The sequence below is a fragment of the Shewanella psychrophila genome (assembly GCF_002005305.1).
Classification (GTDB): Bacteria; Pseudomonadota; Gammaproteobacteria; order Enterobacterales; family Shewanellaceae; genus Shewanella; species Shewanella psychrophila.
The window spans coordinates 5,462,976-5,480,573 of record NZ_CP014782.1 but is presented as its reverse complement, the minus strand read 5'-3'; the positions used below and the strand labels follow the sequence as shown (position 1 = coordinate 5,480,573).

The following is a 17,598-nucleotide window of genomic DNA, read 5'->3' as shown; positions in this document are numbered from 1 at the left end:
CTTTTATCTAGCTTAAATTGCGACTTAAGACTGACCAGCAGGCTCAGGGCTGTTTTTGAGTGGTATATGCATTACCTGTAATGAGGACACTATGACAGTACACTTAAATTGGAACACCTTCATTGAAGCCGAGAGTCGCTTAGGGTATTACCAGAAACTTCAAGAATTTGTTCAGGATGAACGTAATAGTGACAAGGCGATATTCCCCCCTCGGGAAGAGGTGTTTACCGCGTTCGAGAGGACGCCGTTAGATAAGGTGAGGGTGGTGATTATCGGCCAAGATCCTTACCACGGCCCCAGCCAAGCCCACGGCCTGTGTTTTTCCGTCAAGCATGGTGTGAAAATACCGCCTTCTCTGGTGAACATGTATAAGGAGTTGGTGACTGATATTCCTGGTTTTAAAACACCGGATCATGGCCATCTCTCCAGCTGGGCCGACCAAGGGGTATTGATGCTCAATACGGTTTTGACCGTCGAACAGGGTAAGGCGCATTCCCATGCAAAATCAGGTTGGGAAACCTTTACCACCAACGCGCTTAAGCAATTAAACGAGCAAGAAGCACCCATAGTATTCATTCTCTGGGGAGCCCATGCGATTAAGAAGGGCAAGGTGATCACATCACTGCATCACCATATTCTATCTGGCCCACATCCATCACCACTCTCTGCATACCGAGGCTTCTTTGGCTGCGAACACTTCTCTAAGACCAACGCACTGCTAACGTCCCTTGGAACAAAACCAATAGACTGGCAGGTATAGATAGAGCCAAGAAGGCTCAAGATAGATCTAAGAAAATCATAAAGTAGAAGTACGACTAAACATATGTCATTCCGGCATGCCTTTGGCCGGAATCCAGCTTGATCTTTATCGCTTTTTTTCGAAACTTACCGCTTAATTTTATACTTTCCTACTAGTCTCTTTGTCTGCAAAACAGGCTTAAATTCCAAAATTTCAGTTGAAAAAAATTAACAATGAGCAAAATTAACTTGATCTTGAATATTGTATAAAATATAACTGTGTTGTAACAAGTTTATAACAAGGGCTCATTTAGCGGCGCTGCCTTTAGTACAAGCCGGTACTAGGCAAGCAGAATGAAAGTGCTTAAATCACAATAAATAAACTAATTAACTTGTTAATACATGGGTATTTTATGTTATCTGCTTAGCCAGTTTGCTGTCGGCTAACACAAATTGGAGAGACACATGTTCAAGAAGAACCTCATTATGCTGGCTTGCTCTTTAGCAATCGCGCCAGCCTATGCCAGCACTGAGCAGCAAGAGTTACCAGTTGAAGCTCTCACTTCGACTGTCGCAGCTAATACTTTAGGTGCTGATACTTTAAGTGCTAATTCCTTAAGTGCTAATACCTTAAGCGCTAGTACTTTAGCAGCCAACGCTCTTAGTGCTAGTGCGAAAACAGCCAATAAGCCAAGTGCAAGTCTGCCTGGAAAAACGGAAAGTTCATTCCTTTCTATGAGCCTGAGTCAGATTAAACAAGGCAATATAAACAAGAGTGCAATTCAAGGTGCGACCGGTATGGTCGGCCCAGAAGGTCATCAAGGCGCAGCAGCGGCGGCATGTGTTGAATATACTCAGTTCGCCTCTTTAACTGGCCAAGACCTGTTCGACTTTATTCGCACTACCGATTTTGACTGTATCTCAGATCTCTATCGTGAAAATGACGCCACTGCCGTGGCAGCATACCAAGCAACAAATGTTGCCGAAGTGGCTAATCTTGCGAAAACAATGGCTGCTAGCTACGACAGTACTACAGGCTCAGAGATGCTGAACCTGTTCTACTTTCTTCGCGGCGCTTTTTATATTGAATACTACAATGACGATCTAACCTATGGCGATGATACGGCCAGTCATGGGGTTCGCGATCTATTAGTTGAGTACACTAAGAACCCTAACTTTGCCGATACTTCATCGTCTCAGGGCAATACACTCGCTGAATTCTTCATTGCCTGGGATAGTTCTGATAGCTATTACGAAGGTGTCGAGGCCATCACTAACTATCTCGAAGCTTTTAGCCCAGAACATCTGGCTAATTCCGATCATAGATACGCACTCACCAAGGCACTAACTACGCTTTATTACGGTAGCTGGGATGCAACTTATACAGGTGCTGCAGAAGAGCATACGGCATTAATAAATGGCCTACTTAAGATAGCAACTTCAGAATACATCTATAACTCAGATTATAGCTATGAATCGACCGATGCCTTCCATGAATTTGGCCGGTTTTACGAGTATCAGGAGTACTGGGGACTATCGGATGCATTAAAGACACGCCTCAACGATGGCGTTGTTGAATACATGAATAACTTCGAGCGTATGTCCAGTGAGTGGGCCGACGCCGCAGGTTATTTAGATTGGTATAACCCGGGTGAGTGTGAACAATTTGGAATTTGTGGCTGGGCCGATGAGCTGGAAGCGACAATACTTTCAATAAACTACTCATGTAGTGACACCATAGACATTCGTGCACAACAGTTAACTAATGAAGAGCTTCAAGCATCATGTGATCTGATGGGGGGCGAAGAGGTCTTGTTCCATCAAGTGCTAGCAACTGCTCACCAGCCAGTTGCCGACGATTACAACACTAATTTAGAAGTGAACATCTTCGACAGTTATGATGACTACGATCAATATGCAGGCATCATTTTCGGCATAGGTACTAATAACGGTGGTATGTATTTAGAAGGCACACCATCGGATGTGGATAATCAGGCAAGATTCATCGCCCATGAAGCGACCTGGACTGATGAGATTCTAGTGTGGAACCTACGCCATGAGTATGTTCACTATCTGGATGGCCGCTTTAATCAGTACGGTGCCTTCAACTATTTCGATATCGACACGGGCAAGTCTGTGTGGTGGTCGGAAGGATTAGCCGAGTATATCTCTCATCAAAACCGCTACGACGAAGCCGTCGAGATTGGCCGTAGTCAGAGTTTCTCTCTTAGTGAGATCTTGTCTAACACCTACGACAGCGGTAGCGAGCGTGTTTATCGTTGGGGTTACTTAGGGGTGCGTTTCCTATTTGAAAACCACAGAGCCGATGTGGATCAGTTATTGGTACTCGCCCGTGGTGGTGATGCTAGTGGCTGGCTCGATTATATCGATACTCAAATAGGCACCAACTATGATGCTGAGTGGAATACCTGGTTGTCGACCGTTACCAGTAACGATGAGCCGTTAGCTGACTGTGAAGGTGATGAGTGTCTGCCGCCGCCATGTGAGGAGACAAATACTTGTCCTCCAGTGCCATGCGAAGAAACCAATACCTGTCCTGTAGAGCCTTGTGAAGAGACAAACTCTTGTCCACCAGAAGAGTGTACTGATGAAGCTTGCGACCCTACAAACTCTAATCTAGTCGATGGTGTGGCTAAGATAGGCGTTTCTGGCGGTACTGCTTATTACTACATCTGGGTACCTGAGGGAACCGAGAACATACAGTTCAGCTCTACGGGTGGAAATGGTGATGCGGATCTCTATGTTAAGGCTGGCGCTTGGGCGACTAGCACTGATTACGATCAGGCATCAGAAAATGCAGGTAACGATGAGTCTGTGCTCGTCACTGAGGTTGTAGGCGGTGATTACTATTACGTGACACTCGATAGCACTGATGTGTTCGATGGTTTGAACTTGTTAGCCGAGTTTAATGTAGAAACCGATCCTGTCGACCCGGTTGAGCCTATTGAAGTCACAGAGTTGCAGTCAGGCGTTCGCGTTAAACAGCTTGCCAGTGATGATGCGCTTTACTTCAAGATTTTTGTCCCCGGTGATATGAAGAAGGTTAAATTCATCATGTCTCGCGGTAAAGGCGAAGCGGATATGTATGTACGTTTCGGTGCGATTCCAACGACTCAAGACTATGACTTTGCTGATACAAAAGATCTGGGCCGTGAGCGCGTTGTTATCAAGCAGCCTGAAGGCGAAGACTTCTACTACGTCATGCTTAAAGCCAGAGATGGCAATTTTAGCAAGGTGAGATTGAAGGCTAAGATTAAAGACTAAGATTAAAGGCTGAGTGATGAGATTAATCTAGTAAAACTAACATAAGGCAATGAGTCTGATGTTTAAAAAAATGGAGCCAAGTGGCTAATGCCGGTAAGTTAAGAAAAAATATTGATAAAATAAGGGCTACAGGGGATTTAATCTAAATCTGGCTGTAGCCCTTACTCGTTCTGCTGTTAGTCAATGATTGCTACACAAATTCCGTTAATTCAGAAAGTGAATAAAAAGTGATTATCTATGCAAAATAGTGACTAAGTGATCGGCATTAGAGCCAAGTGGCTCCATTTTTTATGCCTATCATTAGGGGCTAATTCTTAGCCTTGCTTAGATAAACGATAGAGTTCGGCTAATGAGCTCGTGATTTGATTGCCTTTCATGTCCAGCATCAACAGCTGATTCTCACCCACAAGGAACTGCTGTGGATTTTCTTTTCTGCTGGCATTGCCCATCAGGCTGATCCTGTTGCCTTCACGGTTCCACTCAAATGAACCAGCTTCAGTAAATATTTTTTTAGCTTCGGTTTCATCACCCAGATAGCGAGTCTCTAACACATAGGTATTATCAGGCTTTAGGGTGAGAGTCGTGTCTATGCCTTCGCAGCTGGCACAGGGAGTGACACCTGAATAGGTTCCATTCCAGTCTAGTGAAGTGCGGCTGGTATCGCCGAGTGGTAAAGTTTCTTTAGTTTGTTGAGCGCTGTCTCGTGCTGCATCGACGTGCTCAGTAACCTGAGAGGCTGGGGCGCTCTCTTGTGTTGGGGTTTCTTGCTTTGAGCAAGCGCTAATGCCAAGGGCAAGTAATGAGACGGCAATGAGTTGTAGTTTCATCATAATCCTTATGAGTCTTTAAAGAAGTGCAGCCAATAAGGTTAGCATAATAATCTTTCAATTTAGCTCACAGTATCAAGCTTTACCCTTATTATGTGAGCCAACTCAGTATGCTTAAGGCCTAAGTAAACAAGGGGTAAATGGCCTGCTATCAATTAATGGGGGCTTGTTTGATTTGGTAACAGCAAGTCGCCACATTGAGTACATGGGGTTAGGAAAATGAGCACAAGATTTAAGAAAAAGGCACACATCAATTTTGAAAAATAGTTAGCTATACTTTGACCTGAGATTGTCTTACTGGAGGGGAGGGATGGCTAAAACGTTTTGCACTGCCAGCACTCTTCTCTTGGGTCTGCTTGTTACCTTAGCCTGGGTTATGTCATTTCCCCTTGACGCTAAGCCCGATAAATTAAAAATAGTCTCTAACGAATACCCGCCTTTTTATTCAAAGCTCTCTCCTCAATTCGGTGTTGTTTCCCATCTGGCCCACGAAGCACTCAAGCGGGCTGATTTGACACTGACTCATGATTTCTTCCCATTTTCACGCGCTGTCCTGCTGACTAAGGGAGGTTATGCCGATGGCATTATAGGTATCTGGTATAGGGAGTCCAGGACCACTTGGGTTGAATATTCTGCGCCTCTGTTATCGGTAAATGTGGTGCTGTACAAACGAATACAGAACGATATAAGTTATACCCAACTGAGCGATTTGTCTGACTTCACCATAGGTGTTGGCCGTGGTTATGCCAATCCTCCGGCCTTTATGAAAGCTGGCTTAAAAACAGAGGAGGGCAGTTCTGATACAGAAAACCTGAAAAAGTTACTACTTGGAAGAACAGATCTGGTGTTGATAAGCCAGGATGTCGCCGAATACCTGATGACTGAGGGGCCTGAAGAGTATGATCATGCATTTGAGATGATAGGCAAACCATTGAGTGTCGAGCTATTTCACTTCGGTATCTCTAAATCACGGAGCGATCATAAGGCGCTCATTGCACGTTTCAATCAGGGATTAAATGAGATGAAACTCGACGGTACAGTCCTGCGTATCCTGAAGCAACATGGCTTCGAGAATAACGGGTACTGGCTGCAAGAGTTGCAGAAAGAGTTAAAAGAAGATCCTAGGAAGTAGAACCTAGTTATTTAGAATTTAGAATCAAAATACAAGTACCCGTGTTGGCGTCACCAACATAGGTAAAGGCACATCCCAATGCTCACAGGGTAAATTTTCGACCTGCTGGCAGTCATGAGCAAAACCGATAGGAAAGGGTTTCCTTTGTTCCGTCCAGTTGGCTAAGGTTCTGTCATAGAAACCACCGCCCATGCCCATACGATTACCTTGCTTATCAAAAGCCACTAACGGGGCCACCACCACATCTAACCGATGGGGCAACATCATCTGCGTAATATCCAGCTTAGGCTCCCATATCTTCAGTGAGTTTTGCATCAGCAGCGTCGTGGGAGTGTAAGCGAGAAAGAGTAAGTTGCCTTTGCTAAAAGGGTGAAGACGTGGCAAATAAACGTGAACCCCTAGATCCCACAGAGCGTTAATCAAGACACAAGTATCCAGCTCACCGTCATTCGTCAGATAAAGAGCCACATGTTTCGCCTCTAGCTTGATTATTTCAGCTAGCATCAGCTGCGCAGAACTGGCTGCGAAGCCTTGTTGCTCATTACTACTAATACTCCGGCGGGCACTTCTAACCTGCGCCCGGATCTCAGTGCGAGTAGATTTATGGCTCACCTGCGCAGTTAGGCTAGGTGTGAAGTCTTGTTTCAATATTGGCTCCGGCTATTACTCAGACGGATTCAGTGTACCGCCGAGACTCCTATCTATTCAAGGGTAAGGTTTTTCTGGCTTGTATGTAGGAGCTGCTTTAGCTGCGATTTTTTAAAGGTTCCATCTATCCCGGCTAAAGCCAGTCCTCCAATCAGAACTAACCTTGTTTCTAGCCTTTCAACCAAAGTTAGATTCCGGCCATAAGCATGCCGGAATGACGGGAAATTCAGACACAAAAAACCATCACTTTTCAGCGATGGTTTTCCTGTTGCTCGAATCTCGTGACTCCTAGCTAGATCCTAGGACCTTCTATATTAAATAGCTCCCCAAAATACCCTTGCCGCCATGTTTTTTATAAAGAGCCCCTTGAACCGTGGTTTTTATGAAAGAGGCGGCTAGGGTGCTGGTATTCATAATCTTCAGATACAAAAAAGCCACTACGAATAAGCAGTGGCTAATCAGTTGCTCGAATCTCGTGACTCGTAGCTAGATCCTAGGATCTTTTTATTAAATTGCTCCCCAAAATACCCTTGCCGCCATGCTTTTTATAAAGAGTCCCTTGAACCGTGGTTTTTATGAAAGAGGCGGCTAGGGTGCCGGTATTCATAATCTTCAGATACAAAAAAGCCACTACGAATAAGCAGTGGCTAATCAGTTGCTCGAATCTCGTGACTCGTAGCTAGATCCTAGGATCTTTTTATTAAATTGCTCCCCAAAATACCGTTGCCGGCGTAGCCCTTGAACCGTAGGTTCAAGGCGGGTAAATGATTAACTCCTAAGGCTTCTCGGTACGAGCCGAGCCTGCTCAATGTCATTAAAGCATTCATCCTGGGTTTGTAAATATCGGCACAGGGACATTGCCGACTGACGCGTATACCAGGGAGCAAAACTGGTTATCCAAAACACTTATCTTCATCTGCTATCGCGATGAGAAGCCTTTCAGATCTTAATTGGGTACTGACTAACTAAGTACAGTTTAATCTTCTTTTATCGAACGCTCAACGAGTGCGTTCTCTAAAGTTGCCTGAAGCAGACCGATTTTTTCATCCATCTGCTTATTATAATCTTTATTTTTTTGCTGTTCTTCCAGCAATTCATAACCGGTATTTAATGCAGCCATGATGGCTATCTCTTCGCGACTTAGATTGTTGGTTCGTGTTTTAAGCGAGATCAACTGTACTTCGAGCTGCTGCGCCACGTGCTGCAATGCTCTCTCTTGTCCTTTCGGGCAAGCGATGGAGTATGTACGGCCTAGCAAGCTAATTTCAATAGCATGGCTGCTCATGTCGCGAAGGGTCCTAATTATTGGCTCTTGAGCGGACTATATCGGTCTAAATAGCAAAGTGCAACATGAGTAAGCGCTAAGGTGAGTCATATTAGATTAAATGTTGTTTAGATAGACAGACTTGCTGTATTTATAAACATTTAGTTATATTTTGAAGCTCTGAGCCTCCTAGGCTCTGGTTTCTAAGTTTTAGTGCCTAGAATCTAGATTTCAGTATCAGGCTCTTTGCCCTTATTTATCACTTATCGCTTAAAACTTATCACTTTCGAACCATTCCTAGAACCTAGGAACTCGTAACTCGCTTCTAGCACCTTGTTTAATTTGGCTGTGTGCCCCACTTCTGCTAGCATGGACTGAGTATTTTCAGCCTGTGGAAACAGTTATGGCAACCCCTCCTTCTCTACGTATTGATAATTTATTAGCGGCCTTAAATGAGGCCGAAATTGGCCAGACTCCGGTCGAAGTTCATGGTGCCCTGACAGGGATTATTTGTGGTGGTGTTGAGCAGGCTAAAGGTGCCTGGAGCAAGCCTCTGCTTGAGTTGATGAATGATGGTCAGTCTTTGCCAGATCCGCTGAGCCTGCTCATCGAGGAGCTTTACCAAGACACCATAGCCAGAGTCTCAGATATCGATTTTGGTTTCTCGCCCATGTTGCCTGAAGAGGAAGAGCCTCTTTCTAATCGTGTTGAGGCATTGACGTTATGGGTACAGAGTTTCTTAACGGGTATTGCCATGGTGCAGCCTAAAATCGACAAGGCTTCGGCTGATGTACAAGAAGTCATTAAAGATCTGGCGGATATAGCCCTGGTCGAGTTCGATGTTGTCGAAGATGAGGAGTCCGAAGCGGCCTATATGGAGCTGATGGAATTTACCAAGTTGGCGGCGCTGCTCTGCTATTCTGAGTTTGGTCCGGATTTGACTGATCCAAATCAAAAAGAAGCTAACGTAATTCATTAAACTAGTCCCTCATTATTGTATCTAGACTTGCCGCGACTAAGTACTTGTTGTGGCAAATTAGAGAAGACCAATGACAGCTGATACAAAAACAAACAACATGACAACAGACGCTCTGGCTCGGCAAACTCAAGCACCTAATTTGGTGGATGTTGCCATTGTTGGCGGTGCTATGGCCGGTGCTACTTTAGCCTTAGGCTTGAGGGCACTGAGCGAGAAGTTAAAAAGGCCACTCAAGATTGCCCTTATAGAGGCACACAAACCAGGCAGTGAACATCCAGGTTTCGATGCGCGATCCATTGCCATCGCCCACGGTTCTATTTTCGAGCTTAAACGCCTGGGACTCTGGTCTAAGCTTGCTCATCTGGGCACGCCTATAGAGAATATACATATCTCTGATCGCGGCCATTTTGGCATGACAGAGCTTAACGCCGAAGACTTTCATCTACAGAACTTAGGTCAGGTAGTGGAGCTAGAACGGGTCGGTCAGGTGCTATTTAAGCAGCTTGAAGCCAGTGATATTCAACTCCATTGCCCCGGGAGGCTCACGCATGTAGAGGCTCAAGCCGATTGCCAGTTACTTACTCTCAATGATGGTACCCAGATCAAAACGGCCTTGCTGGTGGCCGCTGACGGAGTCAATTCCAGAGTCAGGCAAGCCTTCAATTTACCCTTAGAACAGATGGATTTTGCACAGGTAGCGCTAGTGGCTAATGTTGAAACCGATAAGCCTCACGATAATTGGGCCTTCGAGCGTTTCACCAATACAGGCCCCTTAGCTGTTCTGCCTATGGCACCACTCAAGGGCAATTCACGAGTTTCCTTAGTGTGGGCACTTAATCCCAGCGAAGCCAAGCGGTTACAGTCGGCTGCCAAAGATGATTTTTTATCTGAATTACAAAAGGCCTTTGGTTTTCGCGCCGGACGATTTACCCATGTGGGTGAGCGCTTCTCCTATCCCTTGTTGCTGTCACATATGCCCAGGCCCATTTATCACCGAACCGTATTTATCGGTAATGCGGCGCAGACCCTGCACCCCATTGCCGGACAGGGATTTAACTTAGGTTTGCGGGATTTGGTTAGCTTGCTTGACGTGATTAAGCAGACCTTGCTTACTGAAGGCTCGAGCAAAGAGGTGGCAGATCTTGGCTCGGCAAACGTGACTCACAATTATCTTAAGAGCCGTGAAAAAGACAGAAACACCACCATGACCAATATCGAATTCTTAGTGCGCGGCTTTTCTAATGACTATTGGCCACTAGTGGCCGGTCGTAGCCTAGGCTTAAGGTTGCTTTCCTGGGTACCGCCGTTAAAAGCGCCGGTTGCCAGAACTGCAATGGGCTGGAAGTCGCTAAGCTAATGCTTACAGCTATTTACAAGATCCATACGAATTTACATATAACGCTCTAGACCTTAAGTGAAGGAAGTGAGATGCACACAAACTCAAGTGCAATGCAAACCTATGATGTCGCAATTATCGGCGGTGGTATGGTGGGGCTAGCAACCGCTATCGGGCTGGCGATGGATGAACTACGCGTGGTGGTTATCGACGCAGGAGAGGCGCAAGCCGTCTCCGGCGCAGCCAGACTTAGAGTCAGTGCCATCAACAAGGCGAGTCAGCGCTTACTACAAAACTTAGGAGCTTGGAGTTATCTGGACGATGCCCGTGTCAGCCCATACCAGAAGATGGAAGTCTGGGACAAAGACAGTTTAGGTAAGATTGGCTTCGACGCTCACTCCCTCAGTGAAGAATATCTGGGCAGTATTATCGAAAACGATAACATACGTTTTGCCTTGTCAAAGCGGGCGGCGGAGTTTGACGAGATAACCTATCTGGAGAATCACAGGCTCGATAAAATCGCGTTCGGTGAACGTGAGGCCTGGCTGACTTTAGGCAATGGCGACAATATCAGCGCCGCCTTAGTTATCGGTGCCGATGGCGCTAATTCCTGGGTGCGTGAGCAGTGTAAGATCCCCATGACTTTCTGGGATTATGGTCACCATGCCGTGGTTGCCAGCATTCGCACCGAAATCCCACATCAAGATACCGCCCGTCAGGTGTTTCTGAAAGACGGCCCCTTGGCCTTTTTACCCCTGTATGAAAATAACTTGTGTTCCATCGTCTGGTCGGTGCCGCCAGCAAAGGCGCAGCAATTATTGGCAGCGAGCAAGCAGGAGTTTGAGCGCACCCTTACCGCTGAATTCGATGGCCGTATGGGCATGTGTTCCCTTGAGTGTGAGCCACAGGCTTTTCCGCTGCGTATGCGTTATGCCCGTCATTTTGCCCGCCATCGTATGTTACTGGCAGGCGACGCGGCCCACACTATACACCCGCTAGCCGGCCAGGGCGTCAATCTGGGCTTCTTAGATGCAGCAGCGATAATACAAACCATCACAGAGCTTAAGCTAGATGGTAAAGACATAGGTGATTACAGTCACTTACGTGCGCTTGAGCGCTGGCGTAAGGCCGATGCTTTGGAGATGGTAGCCGCGATGGAAGGCTTTAAGCGTTTATTCGAAGGTAGCAACCCAGTTAAGAAAGCGTTACGGGATTTTGGCTTAAATTTAGTCGATAACCTTTCTCCTGTGAAAACACTGTTTATACAGCAGGCCATGGGTAACAAAAACAGCCTGCCAAAGCTGTGCAAACAAGACTAGACACTAGAGTCAGCTATCGTTATTAAGCCTAGGATTTCAGTGGGTTATTCTCTGTGAATGTGTAAACAAAACTCATGTGTGAAAAAACGAGATGTTCAACATGAGAAAAAGTAATGACAAAAGACTTCGGATTAGAAAATTCTCTTGTATACAAAACTGTATCGCGAGGTATAATTTCGCCGCATTTTAGTACCGATGAATTTTGTTTCTTAAAGGAAACTCATCGCTGCAATTTTATCTAACGCAATTGATGCATGTATTACGACCGACTATTTAAACAGTAAATAGAGACTGGGGTAATATGTTTGCAGTCACACTTTGGCCGTATGTACCCTACGCTAGGTGTTTCTGTTCTGCATTGCTTCTTATATAGAAGTTAAGCCGAACAGATAGCTGTGTAGTTACGCCAGGTTAGACCCGAAAAGGGCATAATAACGAGATTATAATGGCTAATAAAACTGTACTCTTTAACAAGCACTTAGAATCAGACGCTAAGATGGTAGATTTCCACGGTTGGGATATGCCACTGAATTACGGTTCTCAAATCGAAGAACATCATGCGGTTCGTCAAGACGCAGGCATGTTCGATGTGTCTCACATGACAGTTGTCGATGTGACTGGCACAGACGCCTGTGCTTTCCTGCGTAAATTATTAGCGAACGACGTCGCTAAGCTTAAAGTGCCTGGTAAGGCGCTTTATGGCGGTATGTTAGATCATAACGCTGGCGTGATTGACGATCTCATCACCTATTACCTCACCGATACTCATTACCGCATCGTAGTTAACTCTGCGACTCGCGAAAAAGATCTGGCTTGGATAGCACAAGAAGTTGCAGGTTTTGACGTAGTGATCACCGAACGTCCAGAGCTGGCGATGATTGCCGTTCAGGGACCGAATGCTAAAGCCAAAGCAGCGACTGTATTCAACGCCGATCAAAACGCAGCGGTTGAAGGCATGAAGCCGTTCTTCGGCGTGCAAGCTGATTCACTGTTTATTGCTACCACAGGTTACACCGGTGAAACTGGCTACGAAATCATCGTTCCAGATTCAGAAGCCGAAGCTCTGTGGCAGGCATTGTTAGAAGCAGGCGTTAAGCCATGTGGTCTTGGTGCACGTGACACCTTACGTCTCGAAGCTGGCATGAACCTTTATGGCCTGGATATGGACGAAACGGTAAACCCGTTAGCGGCTAACATGGGCTGGACCATTGCATGGGAACCAACAGATCGTAACTTCAACGGTCGCGAAGCACTGACAACCATCAAGGCTGCTGGTACTGAGAAGATGGTTGGCCTTATTATGGAAGCTAAAGGCGTTATCCGTCCGGGTATGTCTATCTTCTTCACCGACGGTGAAGGCAATGAGCTACAAGGCACTATCACCAGTGGTACATTTTCGCCAACATTAGGCTATTCTATTGCCATGGCGCGTGTCCCTAGAAGTATCGGTGACACTGCTGAAGTCGAAATGCGTAAGAAGCGCGTCACTGTTAAAGTGATCAAGCCTTCGTTTGTACGCAATGGTAAACAAGCCTTTTAATACAGAATTAGAACAATAGAAATAAGGATCAAGAACAATGAGCAATATCCCGACTGAATTGAAATACGCTTCTTCACACGAGTGGATCCGTAAAGAAGAAGACGGTAGCTATACTGTTGGTATCAGTGAGCACGCCCAAGAGCTTTTGGGTGATATGGTATTCGTTGAACTTCCAGAAGTTGGCGATACTGTAACTGCTGGTGAAGATTGTGCCGTTGCTGAGTCTGTAAAGGCTGCTTCTGACATCTACGCACCTATCTCAGGTGAAGTACTGGCAGTTAACGAAGCCCTTGAAGATTCTCCTGAGTTGGTTAACAGCGATGCATTTGGTGACGGTTGGTTCTTCCGCGTGATGCCTTCTGATACCGCAGACATTGAAAATCTGCTTGATGCCGAAGGCTATCAAGCAGTTATCGACGAAGAGTAAAACCTCGTTGAAAACAAAGCCTCATTTCTTCAAAAATGAGGCTTTGTTCGTTATACAGCTAAGTGACTTTAAAGACGGTTGATGTTCATAGCTTAAGGCTTACAACTCAGTACTTACAGCTTAAAGCTGACAACTAAAGCTTAAATCAATCGTCAGAAGTTATTTAGCTATATATATGTACCAAACACCAATTTATTCTTAAACAATACAATTAGACCGGTACCTTAGCCCCCTACAGGCGGATACTGGCAAATATGGAATTAGGTTATCATGACCACTGAAACGCTTACTACGCTTGAGCAGCACGATCTCTTCCTCAGCCGTCATATCGGCCCGGATAGCGCGCAGCAGCAAGAAATGCTGAATTTTGTCGGTGCAGAATCTTTAGAAGATCTTACCGCGCAGATAGTGCCTGAGTCGATTCGTCTGAATCGTGACCTAGCCGTTGGCGATCACGTTAGCGAAGCCGAAGGCATGGCTTATATTCGTACCATTGCAGATAAAAACAAGGTCTGTAAGAGCTACATAGGCATGGGCTACTATGGTACCCAAGTCCCTTCAGTTATCCAGCGTAATGTACTCGAAAATCCAGGTTGGTACACGGCTTACACGCCATACCAGCCAGAGATCGCTCAGGGGCGTTTAGAAGCTATCCTTAACTTCCAGCAGTTGTCTATGGACCTTACCGGTCTGGACTTAGCGTCTTCATCACTGCTTGATGAAGCGACTGCAGCAGCTGAAGCTATGGCACTGTCTAAGCGTGTTTCAAAAGCCAAGAAAGCCAACATCTTCTTCGTTGCCGATGATGTGTTCACACAGACGCTGGATGTGATCAAGACCCGCGCCGAGTGTTTCGGATTCGATATTATCGTTGGCCCGGCAGCCGATGCCGCTAACCACGACATCTTTGGTGCCTTGTTCCAGTACACCAACCGTTTTGGTCAGATCACTGATTTCACCGAGCTATTCGAAGCGCTACACGCTAAGAAGGCCGTGGTTTCAGTTGCCGCCGATATCATGTCGCTGGTTATGCTTAAGTCTCCGGGCTCAATGGGCGCCGATGTGGTATTTGGTAACTCGCAGCGTTTTGGTGTCCCTATGGGATTCGGTGGCCCACACGCCGCTTTCTTCGTCACTCGTGACGCACATAAGCGTTCACTGCCTGGCCGTATTATCGGTGTATCACAAGATACTCGCGGTAACCGCGCCCTACGTATGGCGATGCAGACTCGTGAGCAACATATCCGCCGCGAGAAAGCTAACTCAAACATCTGTACCGCTCAAGTATTGCTAGCGAACATGGCGTCTTTCTACGCCGTATTCCACGGCCCACAGGGTCTTAAGACGATTGCCGAGCGTATTCATCGTTTGACCGACATTCTCGCAACTGGCTTAACAGCCAAGGGCGTAGAACTGGTTAACAATACTTGGTTCGATACCTTATCGGTTAAAGGCTTAGACGCTGGGGCTATCAAGACGCGCTCTGAAGCTCAAGGCGTTAACCTGCGTATAGATAGCGATGGTATCTTAGGCGTTAGCCTAGCCGAGACCACTACTCGTGAAGACGTGGCTCAGCTGTTCGACATCCTACTTGGCGAAGGCCATGGCCTGGACGTAGCCAAGCTCGATAGCGATATTGTTGCCAATGGCAGCGCATCTATTCCGGCAGCGCTTATCCGTGAAGATGCGATTCTGACTCATCCAACGTTCAATCGCTACCACAGCGAAACCGAGATGATGCGTTATATCAAGCGTCTCGAGAACAAGGATTTAGCCCTTAACCATTCAATGATCTCATTGGGCTCATGTACCATGAAACTTAACGCAGCCACCGAGATGATGCCTATCACTTGGCCTGAGTTCGGTAACATGCACCCGTTCTGCCCACAAGATCAGGCACAAGGTTACGCACAGCTGCTAAGTGAACTGTCTGATTGGTTGATTGATATCACAGGCTACGACACTGTATCACTGCAGCCTAACTCAGGTGCACAGGGCGAATACGCCGGTCTGCTTGCGATTAAGCAGTATCACGAGTCTCGCGGTGACGCACACAGAAACATCTGTCTGATCCCATCGTCAGCCCACGGTACTAACCCGGCTTCGGCTCAGCTTGCTGGCATGAAGATCGTAGTTACCGCCTGTGATAAAGACGGCAACATCGACATGGAAGACCTTAAGGCGAAAGCGGCAGAAGTTGCCGATAATCTGTCTTGCATCATGGTCACTTACCCATCGACTCACGGCGTGTACGAAGAAACGATTGGCGAGATCTGTGAAGTGATCCATCAACATGGCGGTCAGGTGTACCTAGATGGTGCCAACATGAACGCACAGGTGGGTCTAACATCGCCAGGTTCTATCGGTGCCGATGTGTCTCACCTTAACCTGCACAAGACCTTCGCTATCCCACACGGTGGCGGCGGACCAGGTATGGGCCCAATCGGTGTTAAGAAACACCTGGCGCCATTCCTATCTGGCCACGCGGTAGTCAAGCACGGTCTAGAATCTGACAACAACGGCGCAGTAGCGGCGGCGCCATACGGTAGCGCGGGAATTCTGCCTATCACTTGGATGTACATCAAGCTACTCGGTAAGCAAGGCCTGCGTGAGTCGACTCAGATGGCACTGCTTAACGCTAACTACATGATGAAGAAGCTGTCTGAGCATTACCCTGTGCTTTATACCGGCCGAAATGACCGTGTAGCGCACGAATGCATCATCGACCTGCGTCCGCTTAAAGAAGCTTCTGGCGTCACTGAGATGGATATCGCCAAGCGCCTTAATGATTACGGTTTCCACGCGCCAACCATGAGCTTCCCGGTAGCGGGAACCTTGATGATTGAGCCGACTGAGTCTGAGTCTAAGGTTGAGCTGGATAGATTTATCGAAGCTATGGTGTCTATTCGCGGCGAAGCGGCCCGTGTCGAGTCTGGCGAGTGGCCAGTAGACAATAACCCGCTGAGCAATGCACCGCATACATTGGCTGACATCATGGACCCTGAGTTTGACTCACGTCCTTACAGCCGTGAGACAGCCGTGTTCCCAACGGCAGCGGTTAAGCTTAACAAGTTCTGGCCAACGGTTAATCGTATCGATGACGTGTTTGGCGACAGAAACTTGTTCTGTGCGTGTGTACCAATCGCTGATTACGAATAAATGACTACTTGGCCTAGATAATACGGCTTCAGCCTCCGGTTTTCTCTGCTCATTGATATCAGTCAACTCTGCGGCGAAAACCATCGGCTTCCTTGTCTTATCGTCGGCAGTTACGTCATTTGGCTGCTTGGGCTCGCTACTGCTGCGTTGAGCCTCGACTCCAGCCAGTTCTTTTATAGGGAGTATGACTGGCTTCAATCGTCATTCGGGTAGGGCTTTTAGGTCCGTTTTTCCGGCATGCTTGTTGGCCGGAATTTTACCTCTTCGGACGGACGGAATGTCGAATCATGTATGGAACATTATCGACCAGCTTTAGGTTTTTGTTACTGGGTCATGAATTAGTAAGTTATGCCTTCTTGTCACCTAACACCTGCGGTGGGTGATGTAAGCACTGCGAAAACATCCCTGTTTTCTAAGGTCATAGCCGAGTCTACACTCGCAGTTTAATAGCAGGTTTTATCGCTGTTAGTTAACTTATCGATGGGGCTGAGCGCTCATTAACCTTGTCGCTCTCTGCTTTGTGACTAAACAGACGTGCACGGATCACGTCATAACCCCAGTTGAAGACAATCGCGTAGATTAAGAAGAAAATGACCACGCCGATGTCCATGACAAATACTGTCCAGAAATCTAACTGCAGTACCCACATCATCAAGGGTAATGTCGCAAAAATCATACCTAACTCAAAACCAAGCCCATGGCCTAAACGCATTTTAATGGAACGTTCAATGCGGTTAGTGCCATAGAGACGGTCAAAACCTAGGTTATAAATATAATTCCAGCACATGGCAATTAAAGACAGGCCGACAGCCAAACCTGTCGCCGATTTTGCCCCTGCGTCAGTAAATAGTGTGGCGGCGGTGATGACGAATACTAAGGCAATAGCTTCAAATAGTACGCTGTGAAAAATACGTTCTTTTGTTTTCATGATAGATCTCTTCTCT

At 46.6% G+C, this 17,598-nt stretch carries 13 protein-coding genes and 1 other RNA gene; 9 read left to right on the top strand and 5 right to left on the bottom strand.

Annotated elements, in window-relative coordinates; genetic code table 11:
• Positions 1–91: 91 nt before the first annotated feature.
• Both ung and sps_RS23885 read left to right on the top strand, forming a co-directional pair.
• Entirely contained in the window at positions 92–760 is a 669-nt protein-coding gene (gene ung, locus sps_RS23890) for a uracil-DNA glycosylase (RefSeq protein ID WP_077754800.1), read from the top strand.
• Between the two features lie 443 nt (positions 761–1,203).
• Complete coding sequence (locus sps_RS23885) at positions 1,204–4,023, top strand: M9 family metallopeptidase (protein ID WP_077754799.1); 2,820 nt, start codon at positions 1,204–1,206, stop codon at positions 4,021–4,023.
• A gap of 314 nt (positions 4,024–4,337) precedes the next feature.
• Here the strand turns inward: sps_RS23885 and sps_RS23880 are convergent, their stop codons facing one another.
• Positions 4,338–4,853 (bottom strand): copper resistance protein NlpE, encoded by a 516-nt coding sequence (locus sps_RS23880; protein ID WP_149027347.1) that lies wholly within the window; start codon positions 4,851–4,853, stop codon positions 4,338–4,340.
• A 307-nt stretch (positions 4,854–5,160) separates the two neighbouring features.
• On the opposite strand from sps_RS23880, the gene sps_RS23875 reads away from it, so the two are divergent.
• Positions 5,161–5,982: a substrate-binding periplasmic protein gene (locus tag sps_RS23875; RefSeq protein WP_077754797.1), complete on the top strand. Its 822-nt coding sequence runs from the start codon at positions 5,161–5,163 to the stop codon at positions 5,980–5,982.
• A gap of 24 nt (positions 5,983–6,006) precedes the next feature.
• Here the strand turns inward: sps_RS23875 and sps_RS23870 are convergent, their stop codons facing one another.
• The 3 genes from sps_RS23870 to sps_RS23860 form a co-directional block, all read right to left on the bottom strand.
• Complete coding sequence (locus tag sps_RS23870) at positions 6,007–6,630, bottom strand: 5-formyltetrahydrofolate cyclo-ligase (protein ID WP_077754796.1); 624 nt, start codon at positions 6,628–6,630, stop codon at positions 6,007–6,009.
• Between the two features lie 705 nt (positions 6,631–7,335).
• A non-coding RNA gene (gene ssrS, locus sps_RS23865) (6S RNA) lies at positions 7,336–7,516 on the bottom strand.
• 90 nt (positions 7,517–7,606) lie between these two features.
• On the bottom strand, positions 7,607–7,915 hold the full coding sequence (locus sps_RS23860) for a cell division protein ZapA (RefSeq protein WP_077754795.1): 309 nt from the start codon (positions 7,913–7,915) through the stop codon (positions 7,607–7,609).
• 382 nt (positions 7,916–8,297) lie between these two features.
• On the opposite strand from sps_RS23860, the gene sps_RS23855 reads away from it, so the two are divergent.
• The 6 genes from sps_RS23855 (at position 8,298) to gcvP (ending at position 16,654) form a co-directional block, all read left to right on the top strand.
• Positions 8,298–8,873, top strand: a complete 576-nt coding sequence (locus sps_RS23855) for a UPF0149 family protein (RefSeq protein WP_077754794.1) — start codon at positions 8,298–8,300, stop codon at positions 8,871–8,873.
• Positions 8,874–8,943: 70 nt separating this feature from the next.
• Positions 8,944–10,230 (top strand): 2-octaprenyl-6-methoxyphenyl hydroxylase, encoded by a 1,287-nt coding sequence (ubiH, locus tag sps_RS23850; RefSeq protein ID WP_077754793.1) that lies wholly within the window; start codon positions 8,944–8,946, stop codon positions 10,228–10,230.
• A gap of 92 nt (positions 10,231–10,322) precedes the next feature.
• Complete coding sequence (locus sps_RS23845) at positions 10,323–11,528, top strand: FAD-dependent oxidoreductase (RefSeq protein ID WP_179948432.1); 1,206 nt, start codon at positions 10,323–10,325, stop codon at positions 11,526–11,528.
• Between the two features lie 445 nt (positions 11,529–11,973).
• Positions 11,974–13,068, top strand: coding sequence for a glycine cleavage system aminomethyltransferase GcvT (gcvT, locus tag sps_RS23840; RefSeq protein ID WP_077754791.1), 1,095 nt, complete (start codon positions 11,974–11,976; stop codon positions 13,066–13,068).
• A gap of 37 nt (positions 13,069–13,105) precedes the next feature.
• Positions 13,106–13,495 (top strand): glycine cleavage system protein GcvH, encoded by a 390-nt coding sequence (gene gcvH / locus sps_RS23835; protein WP_077754790.1) that lies wholly within the window; start codon positions 13,106–13,108, stop codon positions 13,493–13,495.
• 270 nt (positions 13,496–13,765) lie between these two features.
• A complete protein-coding gene (gene gcvP / locus sps_RS23830; RefSeq protein ID WP_077754789.1) occupies positions 13,766–16,654 on the top strand; it encodes an aminomethyl-transferring glycine dehydrogenase in 2,889 nt (962 codons plus the stop codon).
• A gap of 469 nt (positions 16,655–17,123) precedes the next feature.
• Here the strand turns inward: gcvP and sps_RS23825 are convergent, their stop codons facing one another.
• A complete protein-coding gene (locus tag sps_RS23825; protein ID WP_077754788.1) occupies positions 17,124–17,582 on the bottom strand; it encodes a PACE efflux transporter in 459 nt (152 codons plus the stop codon).
• Between the last annotated feature and the right edge of the window lie 16 nt (positions 17,583–17,598).